The 21,538-nt window shown below is 54.6% G+C and carries 10 protein-coding genes; 6 read left to right on the top strand and 4 right to left on the bottom strand.

Going from position 1 to position 21,538, the window contains the following annotated elements:
• Window positions 1–61 precede the first annotated feature (61 nt).
• On the bottom strand, window positions 62–850 hold the full coding sequence (locus QEH54_RS04190) for a cysteine hydrolase (RefSeq protein WP_309017371.1): 789 nt from the start codon (window positions 848–850) through the stop codon (window positions 62–64).
• A 361-nt stretch (window positions 851–1,211) separates the two neighbouring features.
• Window positions 1,212–1,772, bottom strand: coding sequence for a hypothetical protein (locus QEH54_RS04185; protein WP_309017370.1), 561 nt, complete (start codon window positions 1,770–1,772; stop codon window positions 1,212–1,214).
• A 425-nt stretch (window positions 1,773–2,197) separates the two neighbouring features.
• Here QEH54_RS04185 and QEH54_RS04180 point away from each other — a divergent pair, with 425 nt between their 5' ends.
• From QEH54_RS04180 to QEH54_RS04170, 3 genes are all read left to right on the top strand, one after another.
• A complete protein-coding gene (locus QEH54_RS04180; protein WP_309017369.1) occupies window positions 2,198–4,150 on the top strand; it encodes a sigma 54-interacting transcriptional regulator in 1,953 nt (650 codons plus the stop codon).
• A 542-nt stretch (window positions 4,151–4,692) separates the two neighbouring features.
• Window positions 4,693–4,977: an MSMEG_0570 family nitrogen starvation response protein gene (locus tag QEH54_RS04175; RefSeq protein WP_309017368.1), complete on the top strand. Its 285-nt coding sequence runs from the start codon at window positions 4,693–4,695 to the stop codon at window positions 4,975–4,977.
• A 128-nt stretch (window positions 4,978–5,105) separates the two neighbouring features.
• Window positions 5,106–6,731 (top strand): sigma 54-interacting transcriptional regulator, encoded by a 1,626-nt coding sequence (locus tag QEH54_RS04170; protein WP_309017367.1) that lies wholly within the window; start codon window positions 5,106–5,108, stop codon window positions 6,729–6,731.
• Window positions 6,732–7,049: 318 nt separating this feature from the next.
• Here the strand turns inward: QEH54_RS04170 and QEH54_RS04165 are convergent, their stop codons facing one another.
• Window positions 7,050–9,842: a glycoside hydrolase family 2 TIM barrel-domain containing protein gene (locus tag QEH54_RS04165; protein ID WP_309017366.1), complete on the bottom strand. Its 2,793-nt coding sequence runs from the start codon at window positions 9,840–9,842 to the stop codon at window positions 7,050–7,052.
• A gap of 132 nt (window positions 9,843–9,974) precedes the next feature.
• Window positions 9,975–10,406 (bottom strand): hypothetical protein, encoded by a 432-nt coding sequence (locus tag QEH54_RS04160; RefSeq protein WP_309017365.1) that lies wholly within the window; start codon window positions 10,404–10,406, stop codon window positions 9,975–9,977.
• Window positions 10,407–11,083: 677 nt separating this feature from the next.
• Between QEH54_RS04160 and QEH54_RS04155 the strand changes: the two genes are divergently transcribed.
• From QEH54_RS04155 to QEH54_RS04145, 3 genes are all read left to right on the top strand, one after another.
• Window positions 11,084–12,568 (top strand): cellulase family glycosylhydrolase, encoded by a 1,485-nt coding sequence (locus QEH54_RS04155; protein WP_309017364.1) that lies wholly within the window; start codon window positions 11,084–11,086, stop codon window positions 12,566–12,568.
• Window positions 12,569–13,357: 789 nt separating this feature from the next.
• A complete protein-coding gene (locus tag QEH54_RS04150; RefSeq protein ID WP_309017363.1) occupies window positions 13,358–17,074 on the top strand; it encodes a TonB-dependent receptor plug domain-containing protein in 3,717 nt (1,238 codons plus the stop codon).
• 515 nt (window positions 17,075–17,589) lie between these two features.
• The gene (locus tag QEH54_RS04145; RefSeq protein ID WP_309017362.1) at window positions 17,590–21,351 is read left to right on the top strand and encodes a TonB-dependent receptor plug domain-containing protein; all 3,762 of its coding nucleotides are present in this window, start codon (window positions 17,590–17,592) and stop codon (window positions 21,349–21,351) included.
• The last annotated feature ends 187 nt before the right edge of the window (window positions 21,352–21,538 follow it).

Raw genomic sequence — 21,538 nt, 5'->3', positions numbered from 1 at the left:
TACGCTCGCGATATCAAGTCGTGTCGTCATAGGACTTTCTCCTCCCGTTGATGTTGGTCTATCAGTTGTGTTCGTGTTTCGAGTGCGGAACGAACGGTTCAACCTTCGCTTCGCCAGAGGCGCTACGGATCTTGTCTACGGCTTCCGCTGTGGACCAGATGGTGTTCGCGATCATGCGGTAGTTGGTGTAGGCAGCTTTGAAACCGTCGAACTCGCCGACGATCGCGGCGCCAGTCGCATCGGGAACAACCGCTACTTCGAAACCCTGCTCAATCAGTTCCCGCAAGTGCGATTCGGTGCAGAGATTTGCGGACATGCCGCCGAGAATCACCCTCTTGATCCCTCTTTTGCGAAGCTGCAAAACGAGGTCGTTCGACTCGGGCCCGTAGACTTTGTGCGGACTTGTGACAACGGTGCTCTTTTCTTCGATAAAGGGCTTGTAGCGCTCCAGCCAATCGGCTCCTGAGCCCTCGACGCCGTCAGTCATCAGAGGTCCTTCGCGGTCGAACATGCCGATCTTGTGCATCAAGGTTTCTAGGGTGCCCTCGTGCTCCCAGGCATGGTCGTGCGGGTAGTAGTAGTGAGGGGAAACCGCGACGAGCATGCCGCGCTCCTTCGCTGCGGCGAAGAGTTGCCCGATATGCTCGACCGTATTGTTGGCGGTCACGTTTTTGCCGACGACACCCCAGGTAACCCCGTCGGGACTTAGGAAATCGTTTTGAGGATCCGTTATGACAAGGGCAGTATCGGAAAGGTCGACCTCCATGCCTGGATTGGGCAGTTGAGCGATCGATGAATGAGTCGCTACGACTCCTAGGATAATTGCGATGAGTGTGTATATCGTTTTCATTGGTTTATCAGGTTGTATATGTTTATTTGATACGGAATAGAGTTGTTTGACGAGGTCGTCGCGAGGAAGGGGAATGGGTGATGCTTTGGTGATGTGTAGCGTAACCAAATAGCAGGTACGCTTTCTGATTTTGCTTGCGTGTGAGGCCCCTAACAGAGACGTCCGATAAACTCTTGGTAGCAGAGGCTCTTTCGCGCCTTGTTTTGCTTGTGGAAGGCAATCGATTCGCGCTTCGAAGTGGCGACGTCGCTTCTGTTTGGCATAGTCGTGTCGAGGACGAGGTTTGCCTTAGCGTAGATCGCTCTTCGATCGAGAGTTGATATGCGTGCCGCTGCGGCTTCTTTCGCTGATGACATTATCCTTATTCACGGTCGCGAATCTCGTGCGCTGGAGGATGATCCAGCGGAGTTTCCGCAAGGTTGTTGAGTAGGGAGGAGAAGTAGATCTGAGCCACCGCAGCGACCATTTCGACGATGGCGCGTTCTTCGTGAAAGTGTTGTTTCAGCTGTTCGAACTCGGTCTCTCGCAGGTGCCCGTGTCTGCCGATCAGCTGTCGGGCGAACTTCAGAGCGGCGCTAAGTGGAGGAACGTCGGACTCACCGCAGCGGGCCCGTCGTATTTCTTCGTCGCTAATTCCGAGCGCTTTCGCTCGCGATGTAGCGGCTGACACGACGTAGGAGCTACTGGTCAGCTCGCCAAGCGTTAGCGAAAGTCTGGCTTGGAGTTCCGGAGAGAGGCTGCTCTTTTCGAGGGCGTTTCCGAAAACCAGGTAGGCTTCCAAGATGAGTGGCGAATTGGCCAGAACCTCCAAATAGCTCTTAAGACTACCCTTGCCATCCAGAAGATTCTGAAGCTCCAGCCGTAGAGGAACAGGTAGGCTATCAAGATTGACCGATTTTAGTTTCGCTCGGTTGTTGAACATGCAACTCCATAATCATGGAGCGTGCCAACTGTTTATTAAAATTTGTAAGTGTAAGAACAACAAAGACTAACGAAGGATTTATAGTTCTGGTGAATGGAGCGAAATTACGGAAAACACGAAATTTGAAGGTAATGAGTCACGAAATGTCGTGTTTGAGATTGGCTGATTTCTGTACTTCGTTGGAGGGCGCGATCAAACGCGGAAAGTCTCGCAGCTGGTGATTTTTGAAGGTGTATTCGAAATTTGGGGAGATGGCGTTTTTCTTGCTATGGAAAACGCCGCTTTGGAAGGGACTCGTTTACCGATTTGAATCGTCTCTGGACTCACTTCCAGAGCGTGCCCCTGCTAAAGTTCAGTTCGACTCAGGATTCCGGGTTGAACGTCACTCCCGGTTCGCATTTTAATCGCTTCCCCTGTTACGGCCGATGTCCCTTCAATCCATCCTTTCCTCGCCTGAACGCCTCCAGGTCCTGTCCCGCTACGACATCGTAGGCGCGTACACGGAGCCGGGGCTTGATCGAATCACAGAAATTGCGGCGGCACTCTTCAAGGTCCCGATCGTCGTCATTTGCGTAGTCGACGAACAGCGAAGCTGGTTCGTTTCGAGGCTAGGAATCGACCGTTCTCAGCAGCAGGTGGAACCTGGATTGTGGCTGACCGCGATAGAGAGCGAACGTGTTTGTATTATTCCCGACACTCAGCTCGACGAGCTTTCCTGTAACCATTCTTTGGTTACGGGAGATGTGGGAATTCGTTTTTGCGCTTCGGCGCCTTTGATGAGCCCGGATGGATTCGTACTTGGAGCGCTGTGTGTATTTGATCGACTCCCTCGTGAGTTCAAAGACGATGACGTCAAACAGTTGGAACGCCTCTCTGAGCTTGTCGTAAGCGAGTTGGACAATCGCCTTTCGGCCCGAAAAGTTAAGGAGCTCGAAGCCAAGCAACAGCGCCTCGTCACTCGCCTGCATGAAGCGCGAGATGCGGCTGAGGAGAGCGAAGAGCGCTTTCGTGATCTGTTCGACGAAGCTCCCATCGCCTATGTGCATGAGGATTTGGAGTCTCGCTTCATACGGGCCAATCGAGCGGCCCGCCGAATTTTGGGAATCAAGCCAGAGGAGGTAGTAGGTTTTATTGGCAAGACTCTGGTTGCTGACAACAAGGAGAACCAAGCTAGACTGCTCGAAGCATTCGATTCTATTGGCAAAGGCACCGACCAGGCGGGCGTTTTGATCGAGTTGCGCCGCAATGATACTGGAGAGCCGATCTGGATCGAATGGTGGTCCAGCCCGGATCCCAGTGGCAAGTATACTCGTTCCATGTTCCTAGACGTGACTGAGCGAGTGAGAATGCAGCAAGCCAAGGAACGGTTGGAATCGGAGAATTCCTATCTGCAGGAGGAGATTCAACGAGAGCACAACTTCGGGGAAGTTGTCGGCAGCAGCCTTACTCTCTGCGCAGCGCTCAATCAAGCGGAACAGGTTGCCTCTACCGACTCTACGGTGCTGATTCAAGGGGAGACCGGCACTGGCAAGGAGCTTGTCGCCCGAGCGATTCATCAGCACAGCGAGCGCTCGAGCCAAGCTTTGGTGAAGGTCAATTGCGGAGCGATTAGCTCGGGTTTGGTAGAGAGCGAACTCTTCGGCCATGTGAAAGGCGCTTTCACTGGAGCAGTGAGCAATCGTGAGGGCCGATTCAAGGTCGCAGACAAAGGCACACTCTTCCTGGACGAAGTGGGAGAGTTGCCTCAGGAAACCCAGGTAAAGCTCCTTCGAGTGCTGCAAGAGCAGGAGTTCGAGCCAATCGGCTCAAGCAAAACGATAAAGGTGGATGTTCGCGTCATTGCCGCCACCAATCGAGATCTCGCCGAAGAGGTGCAGAAGGGAACGTTTCGACGCGATCTCTTCTATCGACTAAATGTAGTACCCTTGCGGATACCTCCACTCAGGGAGCGCTATGGGGATATTCCTTTGCTTGCCCGCTTCTTCTTGGAGAAGCTTGCGAAGCGGCTCAATCAGCCGGTTAAGACTATATCCAAAGAAACACTACGCCGCCTGGAGGAATACAGCTGGCCTGGAAACGTTCGCGAGTTGCAAAACGTGCTCGAGCGGGCCGTGATTCTGTCGCGGGGTTCTGATATAGAAATCGGCACCGGGTTTCTTGGCGACTCGGTGCAGGGGCGAAGCGATGCCCGACCCGCGAGCTATTCGGAAGGGGAAGAGCCCGTGACGCTGAAAACCATGGAGCGAAGGCATATCGAATCGACTCTCGAAAGAACCGGCGGGCAGATCGAAGGAGAGAGCGGGGCCGCCAAAGCGCTGGGAATGAACCCCAGCACCCTGAGGAGTCGCATGTCGAAGCTAGGGATAAGGCGAAGCTAGGGCGTGTGCCTGAATAAGCTTTCGGGCGCCCTCGAGAACTGGACTTCGATATTTCGCGGGGGCCACGAAACTTAGCGGGCTGGAGCAGTCTCTGAAAGGGCCGCGGCGGGTGGCGTTTTATTTATACTTCTGAACTACAGTTGCTTAGGTCACGTCGGGGTTTCTTGGCACGGGACCTGTTTGTATTCCGACCAGCGGCAATCCACCGATCCGCATTTGGTAATCGCGAGTATGATCAGAGTGACTACAACTAACACGGCAAACGCCACAACTCTCGCTGTCGAGGGGGATCTCACTGAGGGGACTCTTGAAACATTGGAAAGGGAGCTAGCTCAAATCGGCGGCGGCCAGCCTGTTCAAGTGGAGCTTGAGGCGGTGGATCGTTTCGACCGCCATGCCGTTGCGTTTCTTTGTTCGCTGAGAGCTAAGGGAGTAGTTCTTCTAAAGTGCCAACCGTACCTCTCGGAATCGCTCCTTCGCTATCAAACTCGCCCAGGACCGGAGCGCCACTGAACTTGAACTACGAAAAAAGCAGTATTCCTATGCAAACCGAACGCTACAGGGCTTTCACCGTTGAACTACCGGATCAATCGATTCGCGACTGCTATTCGCCAAGCTCTATCGCACGTCAGTATTTCAAAAGCGGGGAGGTTCTGACCGTGGAGGAATTTGTATCCAAATCACGGATCGCTTTGGACGAAGCCTCCTCGCGGGTAGAGGCAACGTTCGGATTTGTCTGTAGTGGAGCGGCCGCATCGATCGCGAACATCGAAGGTTGGAGCTCGTCGCTGGAACCGTCCGCGAAACTGAGAATCGTCAAGATCTAGCCGTCCGCGTTTTCGAGTTCGTTTATATAGATAGCAAACGTTTTCGGGCTCGTTTCAAAACGAGAGCAGCTTTGAAAATCACGAAGTATTGTGTTGCCCGGTCACGAGATCTCGTGTTTCAGAGTACCATGGTTGCCGCGTTAGCGAAGGAGGTCGAGTCTCTGGCGGACTTGTTGTTGAAGCTCCCGCTGGAGCATAGTTGTCAACGCTTGCTGTCCTTGGCTGTGCGCGAGATTTCCGCTTGGGACGACGTGGCATTGGTCCGCATTTGGCAACTTGGGAAAGCTGACATTTGCGAGAGCTGCGCGTTGTCGGAGGAATGCCCGCAGAAAGTGGAGTGCATGCATTTGGTGGCGAGTAGCGGACGCTCGATCGCCAATCCGGGCGAAGTGTGGAGTCGTCTGGATGGACGTTTCTCGCGGTTCCCGATCGGAGTTCGAAAGGTTGGCCATGTGGCGCAAACCGGGCAATCGGTCATGATCAATCTCAGCGAGGATCGCAGCTGGGTCGCTGACCCGAAGTGGGCTATCGACGAGGGGGTGAAGGGGATCAACGCTCAGCCCTTGTTGTTTCGTGGAAAGATTCTCGGGGTGCTTGGCATTTTCGTCCGTCGAGAAATCGACCGGGATCTGGCCCGCTTCCAAAGGATGGTGGCGGATCATTTGGCGATGGCGATTGCGAATGCGGAGGCGTTCGAAAAGATCCGGGAACTGCATGAGCGTTTGGAGTTGGAAAACCAATACCTTCGCGATGAGGTCGAGGAGACTCGATCGTTCGGGGAGATCGTAGGTCGAAGCGAGCCCGTTCAGCACATCATTTCCAAAATAGAGCTCGTTTCCGGTACGGACGCCAGCGTGCTGGTGACTGGCGAATCGGGTACTGGCAAGGAATTGATCGCCCGCGAGATCCATCGTCGCAGTCAACGCAAGGAGAAGCCATTGATTCGGGTGAATTGCGCCGGAATTCCCGCGAGCTTGTTTGAAAGCGAACTCTTTGGACACGCTAAAGGGGCGTTTACCGGGGCCCTTCGCGATCGGCCAGGTCGCTTCGAGGCTGCAGCGGGCGGCACGCTCTTTTTAGATGAAATCGGTGAGATGCCAATCGATCTCCAGGCGAAGCTGCTTCGTGTCTTGCAAGAAGGGCAATACGAGCGAGTGGGTGAGGACCGGACCCGGCACGTGGATGTGCGAATCATCGCTGCGACCAATCGCGACCTCAGAGTGGAAGTTGCGGAAAAGCGCTTCCGCGAGGATCTTTTCTATCGTTTGAACGTGTTCCCCATTGAAGCGCCGCCGCTACGCGAGCGGTCTGAGGACATCCCGTCCTTGGTGGCGCACTTCCTGAAGCATCTTTCCAAGCGCCACGGGATGAAACTTCCCACTGTCAGCAAAGCGCAACTACAAGCGCTCTCGAACTACAATTGGCCTGGAAACGTTCGTGAGCTGCAGAATCAGGTCGAGCGCGCCTTGATTACGAGTCGGGGCAAGCGTTTGCATTTCGAGGTGTTCGAACAGAGTTCCGAGCCCGTTGACTCCAAAGGAAAACAGGATTCGGACGACCGGATTCTGAACGAGTCTCAGATGGTGGCATTGCAACGCCGCAATATCCTGAAGGCCTTGAAACAGACCGAAGGACAAGTCTATGGAGCGGAAGGAGCGTCCGCCTTATTAGGCTTGAAGCCGAGTACCTTGGCCTCGCGTATGAAGAAGCTGGGCATCGAGCTCAGGTCGAAGCAGCGACCTTGGGAGGATTAGGTCGCTCGCGCATTGTGGAGGCAAGCATGGCTCTTTCTTCTTCTCGAATCAGGAGGCGTTCATCCTTAACGGAGCGCAAAAAGCCCGAAGGTGCTTTGTCGTTTGTTTCCTAAATGGTGGGAGATCCGAGATTGACTCTGCCTTTGCCTTCGGGGCTTCGCTTAAAACGCTGCGCCTAGCGCCATGAGGTTTAAGAGGTGGCTACTTTGGTATCTCGATCCAGGGAAGGGGGCTCCGAATCAAGTCTGCGAGCGAGTACTGTGAATCGTGTCCTTCTCCGTTCCGAGACTCGTTTTACTCAATTCTGAACTGAACCGATCAATTGTCTTCGAGTCTGTCACCGATTCGCAGGTAGACGCGGCCGGAGAAGCCATGGTAGCGACCTCGGCTCACCCAAGTGGGAGCGCCGGCTGGACCGTGCTGGTCGGCTGTCTTGAACTTGGTGCCGATCGGGGCGATCGAGTGAAGAAATGAGATGTCGCCGTGGGGAAAGTCGACGTGGGTAGATCGAGGATCGGGAGCTTCGCTAGGGGTGAAGAGACGGAAGTAGAGGTCCGGCGAGGCGATCAGGATGTCGAGCGGCGCTACGTCGTTCTGGAGCTGGGCCCAGTAGACATCTTCGTGGAAGCCTTTGAATTCTGGATAGGTCCAGCTCATGCCGGTGACGGTGTCGTTGTAGTCCTTATGCCAGAGTCCGAACTCGACGCCTTTGCGGCGATTTTTCCACACCCTGTAGGGGCCTTTGCCCAGCCAGCGCATCCCCTCGATCTGGCTTTCGTCGTAGTCGAAGGTCACGCCTAAGTAGGTAAGCGGTTTTTCGCGTTCGTAGGCGTAGTGATAATCCAATTGCAACCAGCCCGAATCGAGCAATTCCCAGCGAACAAATCGAAGGTCACCTTCGTAGTGGAAGGTAGCGGCACCGTCTTCTGTCTCGACGCTTTTCAGTTCGCTATTTCCGGTCAAGAGAATGGGACCGTTGCTCATTGGTGAAACGATGGCGCCTGAGCGTAGAGATTGGAGAGTTCCGGTATTTGGGTCCAGTCTGACTTCGATATCGTCTGCGCTTATGACGATCGAGTCCGTGGTGGATTGGGAACTGGCTTGCGCCGTTGCGTTGCTGGAAATGTAGCGACTGACGATCGTATCAGGATGTCGGAGCGACCAGGTCCAGGTGTAGATTTCGCGACCGTGGGGATCGATTGCGGTGAGGGCGAAGAAATCGGCATGCGACCAGTCGTTTGGCAAGTGTAGCTGCAGTTCGCCACGGCGATTCGGTTGGACGTCCGGACCTTTGGATTGTCCGTTTGCGATGGTATGAAGTTTAGCTTTTTCGAGTGAATCGCCTTCAAGGACCTGTAGGTTCCATTTGAATACGATTTGATCGAGGTTGGTGAAGTCGTATCGGTTTTCGATTTCGAGACTTCCTCCGAAGCTGGAGGGGAGAAAGTCGACTTCGCTTTGTGGCAGGTAGATCGGGGCCCAGATTTCTTTGATGGTGTAGAAGCTGCCTTCTTTTTCGCGATAGGGTCCGACGATGCCATCAGGTGCCGCGTTGCCAGCGACATCGATGCGACCGCCTTGATCATCGCGGACAATGCCTTCATCGGCGAAGGACCAGAGAAAGCCTCCGAGGCCCATAGGGTGGGCGAGGATAGCCTTCCACCAGTCGTCGAGTCCGGCGCCGTGTCCGCCATCGTAGAGTCCGTGGAGGAATTCGGTGGGCATGAAGAGATCGTCGCCCTGGAAAAACCAGTCGGTGCCCGAGTTGTAGGATTCGTAGTGGCTGGTATTGATGCCGCCGAAGTTGGCCCAAGGATGGATGACGGGGCGGTTTTGCGGATCGTAAAGGTCGAAGTCGTCGTCGAGCTCGATATTCCATCCGCCTTCGTTTCCGTTAGCCCAGAGGAGTATGGAAGGATGATTGACGTCTCGTATCACAGTTTCCCTTACAAGCTTGCTTCCTACCTCCGCGTCGTAGGATTTCTGCCAACCTCCGAGTTCGTCGATGACGTAGAGGCCCAGGCGATCGCACGCTTCGAGGAAGTGAGTATCCGGCGGATAATGGCTCATGCGGACAGCATTCATGTTCATTTCCTTCATCAGTAGGACGTCCTTTTCGCTGAGAGTGGCGTTGGTGGCGCGACCGGTGTCGGGCCAGATGCTGTGGCGGTTGGAGCCTTTCAGGATAATCTTTTCACCGTTGAGGTAGAAGCCATCTTGAGGACGAAGTTCGATGGTGCGGAATCCGATGGTTGATTCGGTCTGGTGGATGACTGCGTTTTTCGCGCGAAGAGTGAGGCGTAGGGAGTAGAGGTTTGGGTATTCGGCGGACCAGGGTTCGATGTTTTTAGCGAGACCGGCGAGGCGAGCCTGCGGCTGACCGGGCTCGATTGGGAGTCTTTGCGTTTTCGCTATACGGGTGCCGTCAAGGGTGAAGACCTCTGCTTGCAGGGTAGCAGCGTTCGAGTCGTTCTCGAGGTAGGCGTCGACGGTGAAGCTGCCATCCGCCTTGGCGTCGACGGCCATTCGCTCGATGTGGTTAGATGGTTTCGCTTCGAGCCAAACGGGGCGGTAGATGCCGCCGAAGAGCCAATAGTCGGCGGCACGTTCAGCCCGGTTCACCGATTCGTCGTCTGAAAATTTGGATACATCGACTTCGATCAGGTTCGAGTCTCCGTAGTTCAGCAGATCTGTGATGTCGTAGGAGAATTGATAAAAACCGCCTTGGTGTACCGGGCCAGCGGGTACGCCGTTGATGCGGACAGCGGTGTCGGTCATTGAGGCCCCGAAGACGATTTCGACATGCTTGCCTGCCCATTCAGCAGGAACGGTGAAACGGTGGCGATATTGGCCGAGCGAGTCGGGGGCGGCGGAATCGCCCCAGTCCTTGTAGTAGTGGTAAGTGCCGAAGCCTTGCATTTCCCAATTCGAAGGAACGGGGATGGAGCTCCAAGCGCCGCTGTTTCGCCCGCCATTGACCTTGAAATCCCAATCGACGGTATCGTCGCTTCCAGTCCCAGAGAGGTAGAGCGTCTCGGTCGGGGAGGCGTGGAGACAAGCTCCGATTGCGAGGCTGAGCAGAGTGTGGCGAACGAAAGTAAAGAGGGGCATTTTACGATGAATGAGAGCGGTTTGAGAGAGTAACCGGTGGTAGCTTCGCGATCGTTCGCTACATGGCAAGTTGTCAAGAGTCCCTAGTTATCGGGACGACGCCTATGGTCGTGTTCGCCGCTCCGGAAATCCTCACTGAGCGCATTGCGAGAGGAGCAATCTTTGCGCGTCGGGAAACGCTTCGAGAAGCTCCTTGCGCGAAAGAGAGAGGAAATTCAACGCCATGGGCAGAGTGGTGAAAGCCCTGATCGATTGGTGGTTGGCAACGTCGTAGGCAAGTTTAGTCACGCGAGTGGTTGGGCCGACGTATCGAGTGACGACTGCAGTACGTGTGCCTGCATACTCGGGCAACTCGCTCATGAGTCGAGCGCCGAAGCAGCTGAGTTGAGTTGAGTCGATAGGGTGATCGGATTCGACGAAAGCGAGGACCCTGGTTTGGGAGTTCACATATCCCGTGCGCGCCGGAATGCTTTTCAGAGTGAGAATATCATCAACCGACGACGGCCCTTCGACGAATTCGAGCACTAGGTTTAGGTCGAGTGAAAAATAGCTCGCTGCTGTCATGTTTGGAGTTTGAATCGACACCTTGATGTGCGATCTTTTTGCAACCTCTGAGGTTGATTTTGAGCTCGTTGGCGGGTTCATATATGTTGAGTATCGGCACTCTCAATACGTTGTTCTCGGCACCGTTGGTTGATGAACGTAAGGCCAGACGTTCGCGGTCTTTCAAATCGTGTTGTTTCGGGACGATTTATGCAAGATGTGGTTTGTCGCTAGTTCATGTGATCGTAGTTTCCGTGTCGTTTCTTGGCAGTTTCTAGGGGGAGGCTTTGCGTACGAAAAGATTTGTCCGGCTTCCCCAGCTTTCGGGGAGTCGTCGTCTCGCTGGCGAATTTTGTCGCGAGTTTTCGGGATATGCGAGCGGCGACCGTTTTCGTAACTTATGAGGAGACCGTATTGGCAATTTCAATATTCCGAAAAGGTCACTCAAAACTGTCCCCGTTTGCCCCCTCACTTCGAATGATGGTTCCTTGGCCGTACAGCATGGTTCTGTAGGAGTGACGTGGATACATACCTCAACAAGACAACCCCAAGAATACGCGGATGAACAGGCATCCTGTCGGATGCGCGAATACTCCGCGTCGTAGCTCAGAATGAATAACGTAACACTTCGTAGGATTCATATGACGGCGATCGGCATCGCTGCCTTATTGTTTTTCCCTTTAGCTGCGTTCGCGCAGTTGCCTACACCCACTTACGGGTGGAATCTCGGAAACACCCTGGAGCCACCGAATGGCGAAGGCTACTGGGGGCCCGCTGCTTCTGAAGCCATCATCGACGCCGTAGCCGACTCTGGATTCAACACGATCCGCCTCCCGGTGGCGTGGGACAGCCATGCGGATCAATCCACCTTTCAGATCGATCCCGCCTGGATGGCTCGCGTCAAGGAAGTGGTCGATTGGTGCTATGCCAGGGACTTCTACGTCCTCTTGAATATCCACTGGGACGACGGCTGGTTTGAAAGAAATATCACTGACACGGTGGATCCGACGATCAACGCGAAGATGCAGTCCTACTGGACGCAGATCGCGACCGCCTTCGCCGGCTACGACAACCACCTGCTCTTCGCGGGGGCCAACGAGCCGGAATGCCATACGCCAGAGGAGTGGGCGACCCTGCGCACCTACTACAACACCTTCATCAGCGCCGTCCGCGCCACTGGGGGCAACAACACGAATCGCTGGCTTGTGGTGCAGGGCCCGAACACCAACTGGGAGTACTCCGATCAGCTGATCACCTCGATGCCGGAGGATTCGACGCCTGGCCGACTGGCGCTTGAGATCCATCACTACACGCCGTTTCCCTTCGCGTTGATGGAGGAGGACGCGGAATGGGGCAACATGTCCTACTTCTGGGGGCAGGACTACCATCATCCTACGCGGACCGATCGCAATGCGACCTTCGACGAGGAGGATGACGTCGACGCTATGTTTCAACTGATGGCGGACCGATTCATCAGTCAGGGGTATCCGGTTATCGTAGGGGAGTTCGCCGCCAGAAAACGTACTGATCAGGCGGACCTGACGGGAGACGACCTCAAGCTGCATCTCGCCTCTCGCACCTACTTTCACAAGTACGTCGTCGACTCGGCCAACAGCCATGGCCTCAAGCCCATCTACTGGGACATACATGGCCTGATGTTCGATTGGGAAACGGGCGCCCTCGTTGACCAGGACAATGCGCGGGCGCTGACCGGCGGCGCTGCTCTGCCGCCTCCCGGTGGCGGTGGCATAATCCCCAACGGCGTTTACAAGATCACCGCCCGCCATAGCGGAAAAGCTCTTGAGGTCGCCGGATTGGGCAAGGAGAACGGGAGCAACGTTCAACAATGGGGCTACTGGTGGGGCGAGAGCCAGCGCTGGGTCGTCAGGCACCTTGGAAACAACGAGTACAGCATCATTGGAGCGCAAAGCGGCAAGGCTCTCGATGTATCCGGTTGGGGTACCGACAATGGAACCAATGTGCACGCTTGGACTTATGGGGGGGGAGCCAATCAGAGGTGGATCATCTCTGAAACCAGCGACGGATACTATCGTCTTTCACCCTCGCACGCGTCCGACAAGTGCCTCGACGTGAATGGCGTTTCATCGCAAGATGGCGCGAACGCGCATATCTGGGCTTTCGGCTGGGGCGCGAACCAGCAGTGGAAGTTCGAGGCACCCTAGAGGGAGAACGTATTCAGTTTCTAATACAAGAGTAGTACAGCAGCTCCGCTGCCGCTTTGCGGTAGCGGAGTTTTTTTCGTAGGTGTGGAGGTGACGTATTTATCGTTAGGATACGCGTATTGATGGAAAGGGTGATGGTTTCTCGTTTTTATACCGAGTTTTCGCGATGCGCGCGCTCGTCGAATTTGGTAGATTGCGTCTGGATCGGTATGGATTTCGATTTGACGCAAGGGGCTGTGGGGCCCCTGCGCGAATAGGAAGTCTAGATCTCACTTAGTATTAGCTACCCTAAGTGTTTGTGTGTAGAATGACGCCCCGTCACCGCTTTGCGGTGGCGGGGTCTTCTGTTTGCCAGGTCGAAAGGCGATGTTCAGGTCCGGCATTCTGTTCCAAGTACCGAGTTCTCGGGATGTCGGTGTAGCGATAAATCGTGTAAGCTTCGGTCACCAAATCGATCGGGATGCGCACCGAGCACGGCAGCCTTCGGAACGTGCTGAGCTAATTCCACCCTTTCAGCGCCCTTTATTTCCCCCAGTCGGTTCGTTCGAACCTCGTGCCCCAGTTGCGAAGTCAGTCACCATCGAGTGTCTCTCGCTGACTGATTGTGGTTTGCGCGGCCCGTACCCCACGAAAACAAACAAACTACAAAGTATGACAAAAAAACGCTTGTTGCCTCAACCTGAGGCATCGTCGTCTCCCGAAAGCGCTTCCGACTCAGTCGGCAAGCCCGGCTCTGAGTTCTATACAGAGCCTCGTTCAGCAAGGATTGCGAATCGCCCCCTTATCGCAATGGTGTCCGCTCTTTCGATCTGCCTTGGGCCAGTCATGGCGCAGATGGATTCGGAGGATGAAGAGGAGGCTATCTTCGAGCTTTCGCCCTTTACGGTAGAAGGCTCGGGGCAGGATGGGTACCGTGCGACGCACACGCTCGCTGGCACACGTATCAAAACCGAACTGAAGGACGTTGGTGCGGCGATTTCCGTTGTGACGGAACAGTTCATGCAGGATATCGGGGCTACTGACAACGAAACCCTGCTTTCCTACACGCTCAACACCGAGGTCGGTGGTGGCCGTGGGACTTATGGCGGTTACGGAAATGGCGCCTACCTCGATGAGAGCGGTACGTTTGCCAATCCGAATTCCAATACGCGCGTACGCGGTCTGACCTCTGCCGACAATACTCGTAACTACTTCATCACTGACATTCCTTGGGATGGCTATATCGTGGATCGCGTGGACATGGTTCGCGGTCCGAACGCCGTTTTGTTCGGCCTTGGTAGCCCTGCAGGCGTGGTTAACGCAGGTATAGCGGAGGCGAACTTCAACAATTCCGGTAACGTCGAATTGAACTTCGGAAGCTGGGGCAGCACTCGTTTGAGCGCGAAGATTAACCGGGTGCTCATCGAGGACGAGCTCGCCGTAAAGGTCGCGATGTTGCGTGACAATGAGAAGTTCCGTCAGGACCCAGCCTACGATAACGACGAGCGCCTCTTCGTCGCCGCCAAATACGCGCCTAGCTTTTTGCAAGGCGAGTCTTCGAGCTTCACTCTGCAAGGTCACTTCGAGTCGGGAGAGATCCGCAGCAATCGCCCTCGTTGGTTGCCACCTACGGATCTGGTCACTCCGTTCTTCAACCCTAGCAGGGATGAGGAAGGAAATCTCAACCCTCTCGGGGGCATGGACCGCGCCTTGATTCACCCGTGGCTCGTTGGCGACGTCGAGGGCGAATATGATTTCGGTATCCCTCACTTAGGAAGAAACTCCGAGACTCGTACCGCTAGAGACGCGGATGGAAACCCCATTGAAGACTCAAATGGAAACACCGTCCTCGAACCTAATCCGTATTGGACGCCGATGATCGCAAACTTCGGCAACGTGTTTGGCCACCCGGTGATGGTTTTTGGCGATGGCAACTCGCCGAGTGTTAACCGCGTCTTCCAAATGAATGTGAACACTCGGTATTCCATCAATGAAGACGGTGTGGTCGACACAAGTACAGGCGTATCGTATCCGTACAATACATTGCACGGTGTTAATTCCTACGACGGGTACGCGAGAGATGTGGAGTTGCCGTTCTTTGAGACGGGAGCCTATAAGTCGAAGTCACTCGCGGATACTTCCGTCTTCGATTTCAAGAATCACCTGATCGATGGGCCGAACAAGTCGGAAGAGTCTGACTTCGATACCCTGTATCTATCGCTTTCGCACACCTTTATGGACGGACGCTTCGGGTACGATCTATCGTACTTCAATCAGAATCGCCATCAGTTCCAAACGTCTTCCGTTGGCAACGCAATTCGCCTCGACGTAAACTCACATCTGCAGGATCTGAGCGTGAACCCGAATGCGGGGCGCCCGTATGTGGAAAGCGTCTACGATTGGGGAACTAGTTTCCAAGAGCAAAAGCGTGATGCCGCGCGTCTGACTGCCTTCGCTCGTCACGATTTCCAATCCGACGGTCAAGATGGTTGGCTTCCACGGCTGCTGGGGCGTCATACGGTCACCGGACTTTTGTCTGAAGAAAACGCAGAGACCGACTCACGTAGCTATGTCCCGTACGTGCTAGGCGGAGCTTACCGCGCCTACCAGAATCCTGAGGATGTGGAACGCAACAACCCAAGTCTGCGCACCGTGCACTACTTGGGAGATCGCATCGATATGCGCGATTCGGCGGCGGGAGCGAACATTCCTGCCCTGAAAGCGGTTCAAATGCCGCCGAGCCAGACAAGTGTTTACACCTTCGATTCGCACTGGAACGCCCCGGGGGTAGATCCAGCGGCGGCTTGGACGAATCCTTGGACTGGGGATGACAGCTCGCAGGCCTTTAATCCCGATAACTATGTGGGGTGGGTCAATATGCCCATGGACGTCATGGATGTGATGAGCAGCGGCACCGTGGATGACTGGACAACGTCTGCATCGCGCTCCCGTTCCGAGGTCAAATCCGAAGCCCTCATATGGCAAGGTCACTTCTGGGATGGCTCCGTCGTGGGAACTTACGGCTGGAGAAAAGACACTCCCACCAAGTGGACCGTGGACGCAGCCCGTACCTACCGCGAAAAAGCGCCAGGCTCTTTCTCTGAAGATGGGTTCCGAAACCTCAGTCCGGACACCATATATTATGGCGAACCAAACTCTGAGGGTGAGTACCCTCAGGTCTCTAGGGGCTACGTTCTCCCTTCCAATGGAATAGAGACCCCGGGCCAGACTCAGACTGCAAGCTTGGCTGTTCACCTCAATCCGTTGATCGGTGACCGTCTGCCATTCAACGTCTCGCTGTACTACAACACATCTGAAAACTTCCAGCCGCTTGCGGGACGGGTGGACCTGTATGGAAATGCTATACCGTCGCCGAGCGGAAACACGGAAGACTACAGCGTGTTGATCGCTACGAAGGACAACAAGTATTCGTTGAAGGTTACGGAGTACAAAACCGAGCTCCAGGATTCAAATCTCACGGCCGGAATCGCGACTTGGAAGATTACCTACTTCACTAACCTAGGGACGGAATGGGCCAAGCGAGCCTACTATAACCTGAGTGGCAGCATTTGGGATGAAGAGTACACCAAGGAGGACATTCCTGATTTGGAGCCGTGGAACGCTTGGCAAGAGGGGGGCTGGAACTACTATGGCCCTTACGTCGACAACGTGGACCAAGGTCCAATGATCGAAGAAGCCGCCATTGCGTCATGGTTTGACATGCTGGATAACTTGCCGGAAGGCTACGCGGAAGCGTGGAGCCTGGAAAACTACGAGTTGGCGCTGACAAAGCCGTCTTCTGTTCAACCAGCTGGGTTGGCCTTCACGGAAAACTCGGTCTCCAAGGGAACTGAGTTTGAATTCGTAGCCCAGCCGAGCGATCAGCTTCGCCTCACCTTCAACGCTCGCAAGAGCGAGGCCTCTCGATCGAACGTTGGCGGCGATGCCTTGAATGACTTCGTCGCTTTCTTGGACTCGTGGATTCTTGAGGATTATGATGCCGACGGAAATAGGATCTACAATGCAGGCGATGTCCGTCGCTATTGGTTAGCGGATGGCGACTCCATGCGGAACGATTACCTAAGCTTCCGTTACGACTATGGCTTGACGAAGCTCCTCGAGGGGCAGTCCAATCCTGAATTCGCGAAATGGAACTTCAACGCGGTCGCGACCTACAGCTTCAAGGATGGATTCCTTGGCGGCTGGTATGTCGGCGGCGGCTATCGTTGGACGGACGAGAAGGTGATCGGTTATTCCCTGAACTACGTCGATGTCGATGGACAGCAGACTGCTGTTACGGATCTGGACAACCCCTACTACGCCGATGCTGAAGATGCGGTAGACGTCTGGTTTGGCCGTTCGATGAAGCTGAACGACAAGGTCGACTGGCGCATCCAGGTGAATGTTCGCGACCTGTTCCAGGATGGCGATCTGATCCCGCTCACGGTGCAACCCGATGGAACTCCGGGAGTGTCGCGTATCCCAGGTTCAACCGAATGGACCGTCAGCAACAGCTTCAGCTTTTAGAAAGCATAGGCTTTTTCAAACAATGCGCTCCGTCGCTATGGGCGGGGCGCAGCGACGTACACAACTTACTTATTTCGGTTTAGCATCCCACTTGGGATGTTAGGTCGATTTGTTCAATGGGTAGGCGCGGATCGTAGATCCGCGCCTTTCCGTTGTTTGCGCAGCTCCCTCGTGCTCGTTTCGTGAACCTAGAGATCGTGGACGGGTACGCTCCAGCGCTTCTGGAACGAACTTCGTCTGTGTCCATGCGCCTATCGGTATTTCTCTTGTACCGAGTTCTCGCGATGTCCGTTTATCGACAAATCGAGTAAGCTCGCAGCTCCAAGGCTTGAACTTTTATGACCCCGGTCCACCGGACCGCTCCCCATTGAGCCGAGCCTTGTTTGCCCCTTATATATTCCCCCAACGGTTAGCTCGATACCCTTTTCGATACCGCTGATTATTACCCTACGACAGCGATATACGTGGAGGATTCGATCGTACCGTACCCCCACGAAAACAAACAAACTACACCAATGAGAGAAAAACGCTTGTTGTCTCAATCGGCGACCTCGTGGTCGCCTCCCTACGCTGTCGAAGCTACCGGCAGCCTTTTATCTGGAAAGTTGTATCCAGAAAATAAATACTTCAAGTCGTTCAATCGCTCCACGGTGGCGATTGTATCCGCTTTGTCACTATGCGTGGGTTCCGTTTGGGCCCAAAGCGACTTGGCGGAGGACGAAGAGGAGATCTTCGAGCTTTCCCCCTTCGAAGTGAGCTCGGACTCGAACACTGGCTATGGAGTGAAAGACACTCTAGCGGGAGCCCGTATTCGCACCTCCCTAAAAGATACGCCTTCGTCCTTATCCGTGGTGACTTCGCAGTTCTTGGAAGATACGAACGTCACCAGCGCCGAAGACCTGCTCGTCTATACGATGAATACCGAAGTTTCCGGATTGAATGGAAACTTTTCCGGTTTCGGCAATCGGAGCGGCGGGGTCGATTACGGCGGAGCGGTTGAAAACGAGAACCTGGTTTCTCCCGGTCGCGTGAATCGCGCTCGTGGCCTCACTCGAATGGACAATACTCGAAATTACTTTCCGAGCGAAATTCCATGGGATGGCTACAATATCAGTCGCGTCGACGTCTCTCGCGGTCCTAATTCGTTCCTGTTTGGAACCGGCAGTCCTTCGGGGATTTCCAATGTTTCAACGAATGAAGCGGTCTTTGACGATTTTGGTTCGCTTGAACTGAATGTCGGAAGCTACGGAAGCACTCGCGAAACGTTCGACTACAACAAGCAGTTCGGCGAAGAGTTCGCGGTTCGTTTGGCGCTGGTCAACGAGAATAAGAAGTTCCAGCAGGAGCCGGCTTTCCGTGATACGAAACGTGGCTACCTAGCGCTTCGCTACGAACCCGAGTTTTTAAAATCGGAGTCCGCCAGCACGAAGTTTCAGGCGAACTTCGAGCAAGGCGAGGGGAAGTCTAACAATCCTCGCACGCTTCCCCCGATCGATTACATGACCGGCTACCTGAACGATCCCCGCGCTAGTGATATGGGCATCGATCCTTGGGTGTTTAATCAGGATTCGACCGAAGCTGGGGCCGACGCTCGGTTCAGCCATTGGGCGGGCGCAGGTTCCGTTGGAGGAAACAAGTACAAGTGGGACGGCACGCCGCAGTTCGTTTGGGATGATACCGGCACACTGCTCAGGGCGGGCGACGAGAGATATGGAATCAAAACGGGTGGCAACCCGGATGGCCAGAATACTTGGCCCGTCCACAGCGTAGGCTTCCAAGCATTCGCTAGAGCGTCGAACCGCATTGCGTTGCAGGCAGGCGTTAGCGAAGCAGACGCTCCGTATCCGGGCGCTTGGGCTCAAACGGTTACTTATATCGACCAGACCCTCAGCGATACGAGCGTCTTCGACTTCTATAACAAGTTGATCGACGGCGAAAACAAAAGGGAATGGCAAGACTGGGAAGCTTATAGCTTCAAGGTTAATCAAAGCCTCTTCGACGACCGGCTCAATATTCAGGGCGTCGTGGATCACCAAGAATACAACAACGGCTTCGGAGGTTGGAACTCGACCGGATCTCCAATCCTTATGTTGGATCTGGATCGCTATCTGCTAGCCGGAAATCCGAGCTGGTTGGGCGATGATAATCCTCCCACGCCAAACCCGAACGTTGGCCGACCTATGGTGTTCTCAGACCAGGGTAAGACTGAAATGAATCAGTCCGTCCGTGATAATTACCAAGTCACTGCCTCCTACCATTTGGACTTCCAGGACGACCTTGATTCGGACGGACTCTTGGGCAAGATCCTGGGGCGTCACAACCTGACAGGTCTGTGGTCGCAGTTCGAACGCTCCAGTGGCAATCAAAGCTTCAAGCTGAACGGTGTGGATTCCGAATACCTTCGAGTCTCTGGCCACAACTTGAACGCCCTGGAGTCAGAAACTGGCTTCAATTGGCTTCAGTACATGGGCCCATCGTTGCTCGGAACAACGGGTAGAAACGCGAACCTGCCCAACCTCCAGCACACCCTCAGCCTGCCAGATATGCTCAACTTCACCTACTATTCCGACGAATGGAAGGACGATTCAGTAGATCCCGACGCGGAGTGGGAATACACGAATTGGAATGGTGAGGTCGTGACGGGCACCAATGCTAACAATCCTAGCAACTACCGAGGATTCGTCTCCTCTCCGTTCGCTATCATCAACGGCGAATCGAATCCGTGGGTGCTTGCGAATAGCGCTAGAAAGTCGGAAGAGACCATCGAGTCCAAGGCGTTCATGTATCAAGGGCATTTGTTGGACAACACGATCGTGCCATCCTTTGGCTATCGCGAAGACACCACCAAGCAAAGGGGAGCCAACGCGGACGCAAGTAACGACCCCTTGAATCTTGATTTCGGAATCACAGAGCCTGGTAGCACGGCGGATACTAAATCCACCAGCTATGGGCTAGCCCTTCATCTTCCGAAGGCGCTCAAGGAAAAGCTCCCTAGCGGGACTGACATATCCCTCTATTATTTCCATGGCGAAAACGAAACTCCGAAGATTCGCTACGGCATGGATGGTCAGAAGCTTCCCAACGAAGCGGGCGTGACGGACGATTATTCGCTCCAGTTCGATGGATTCAATGGCCGCCTCACCGCGCGTCTCACCTACTTCAAGACAGTGAATGAGAATTCCAGCGCCTATGTTGGAGTCCCTCTTGCTACTTGGCTCGTTAGAGGCCTGCCTGATATCACGCTGCAGTACTTCGCCTGGGGAGCCGCCGAGCGTCAGCTGTATGACGAGCTCGGAGTCGCGCCTGAAGATCGCAGCTCCACGGCCCTTACTAACGCTCCTGCTAGTTGGGATACTTGGAGAACGACGGCGAATCATTGGCGTCCTCATGGATGGATGGATGATCGTCCGGAAGACTGGCTTGCCTTCGAAGAGGCGATGAAGACCACCTTCACCGAGTTTTACCCACAGGAGTATTGGGATGCTTGGGGCTACAACATCAATGCAGAAGCCATCAAGAATGGCGATTGGTTCAACATCGTCAACGGTACGGATAACCCTTGGGACATCTCGAAGTTCGGCGGCAACGAAACCATCGATGGCCAATTCCCAACGCTCGAGCAGAATGTCGAGTCCAAGGGATGGGAGTTGGAAACCACCATCCGCCCGCGAGACAACTGGGACATCACCTTCAACGCCTCCAAGGTCGATGCCACGCAGACTGGCTTCGGCGAGAGAGCGGATGCCTTCATTCAAGACATGAAAGCGGTGTATGTGGATAGTCCAGTTGGCTACGGCAACGTTTGGGGTGGATTCGAAACATCGAAGAACATGTTCAACGGCGACGTTTGGTCCAAGTACCTCATCCAGACAGCCTTGGAAGGTAGTCCGCAGCCGGAGCAACGACGCTATCGGTTCAACTTCGTCACGAACTACCGTTTCGAAGAGGGAGTGGCAAAGGGCTTCAACGTCGGCGGAGCCTATCGTTGGGAAGACAAAGCGATCCACACCTACGGCATCTATAACGACGAGACAGTAGGATGGTTGCCGAACGTCGACGACCCCATCTATGGTCCGACGAATGAGCACGTGGATGCTTGGATCGGCTACAGCGGCACGATGACCGAAAAGATCGATTGGAATGTGCAGCTCAATGTCAGAAACCTGGGCGAAAACACCAAGCTGGTGCCCATTGCCTACCAGCCGACAGGCGAGCCGGCGCAGTTCCGCATCCAAACGGGAGCCGAGTACAACCTGCGGTTGAAGTTCATGTTCTAGCCTGCGGTTCATTCGTAGCTAGCGCCTGCTTTGAGAGCTTCGATGGCGCCGGTCACATCAACCGGCGCCATTTCTGTTGGACCGGTCAGCAGACTCGCGTCAGCTGCTGGGCGAGGTGATCGCCTTTGCGCCGAAAGATACCGATCACGCAACGGATATCTTTCGTTCTCTCGGCTTCATTCGCTCG

It is taken from the genome of Pelagicoccus sp. SDUM812003 (assembly GCF_031127815.1).
In the GTDB taxonomy this organism is placed as follows: Bacteria; Verrucomicrobiota; Verrucomicrobiia; order Opitutales; family Opitutaceae; genus Pelagicoccus.
This window is presented reverse-complemented; position numbering and strand designations above follow the sequence as displayed.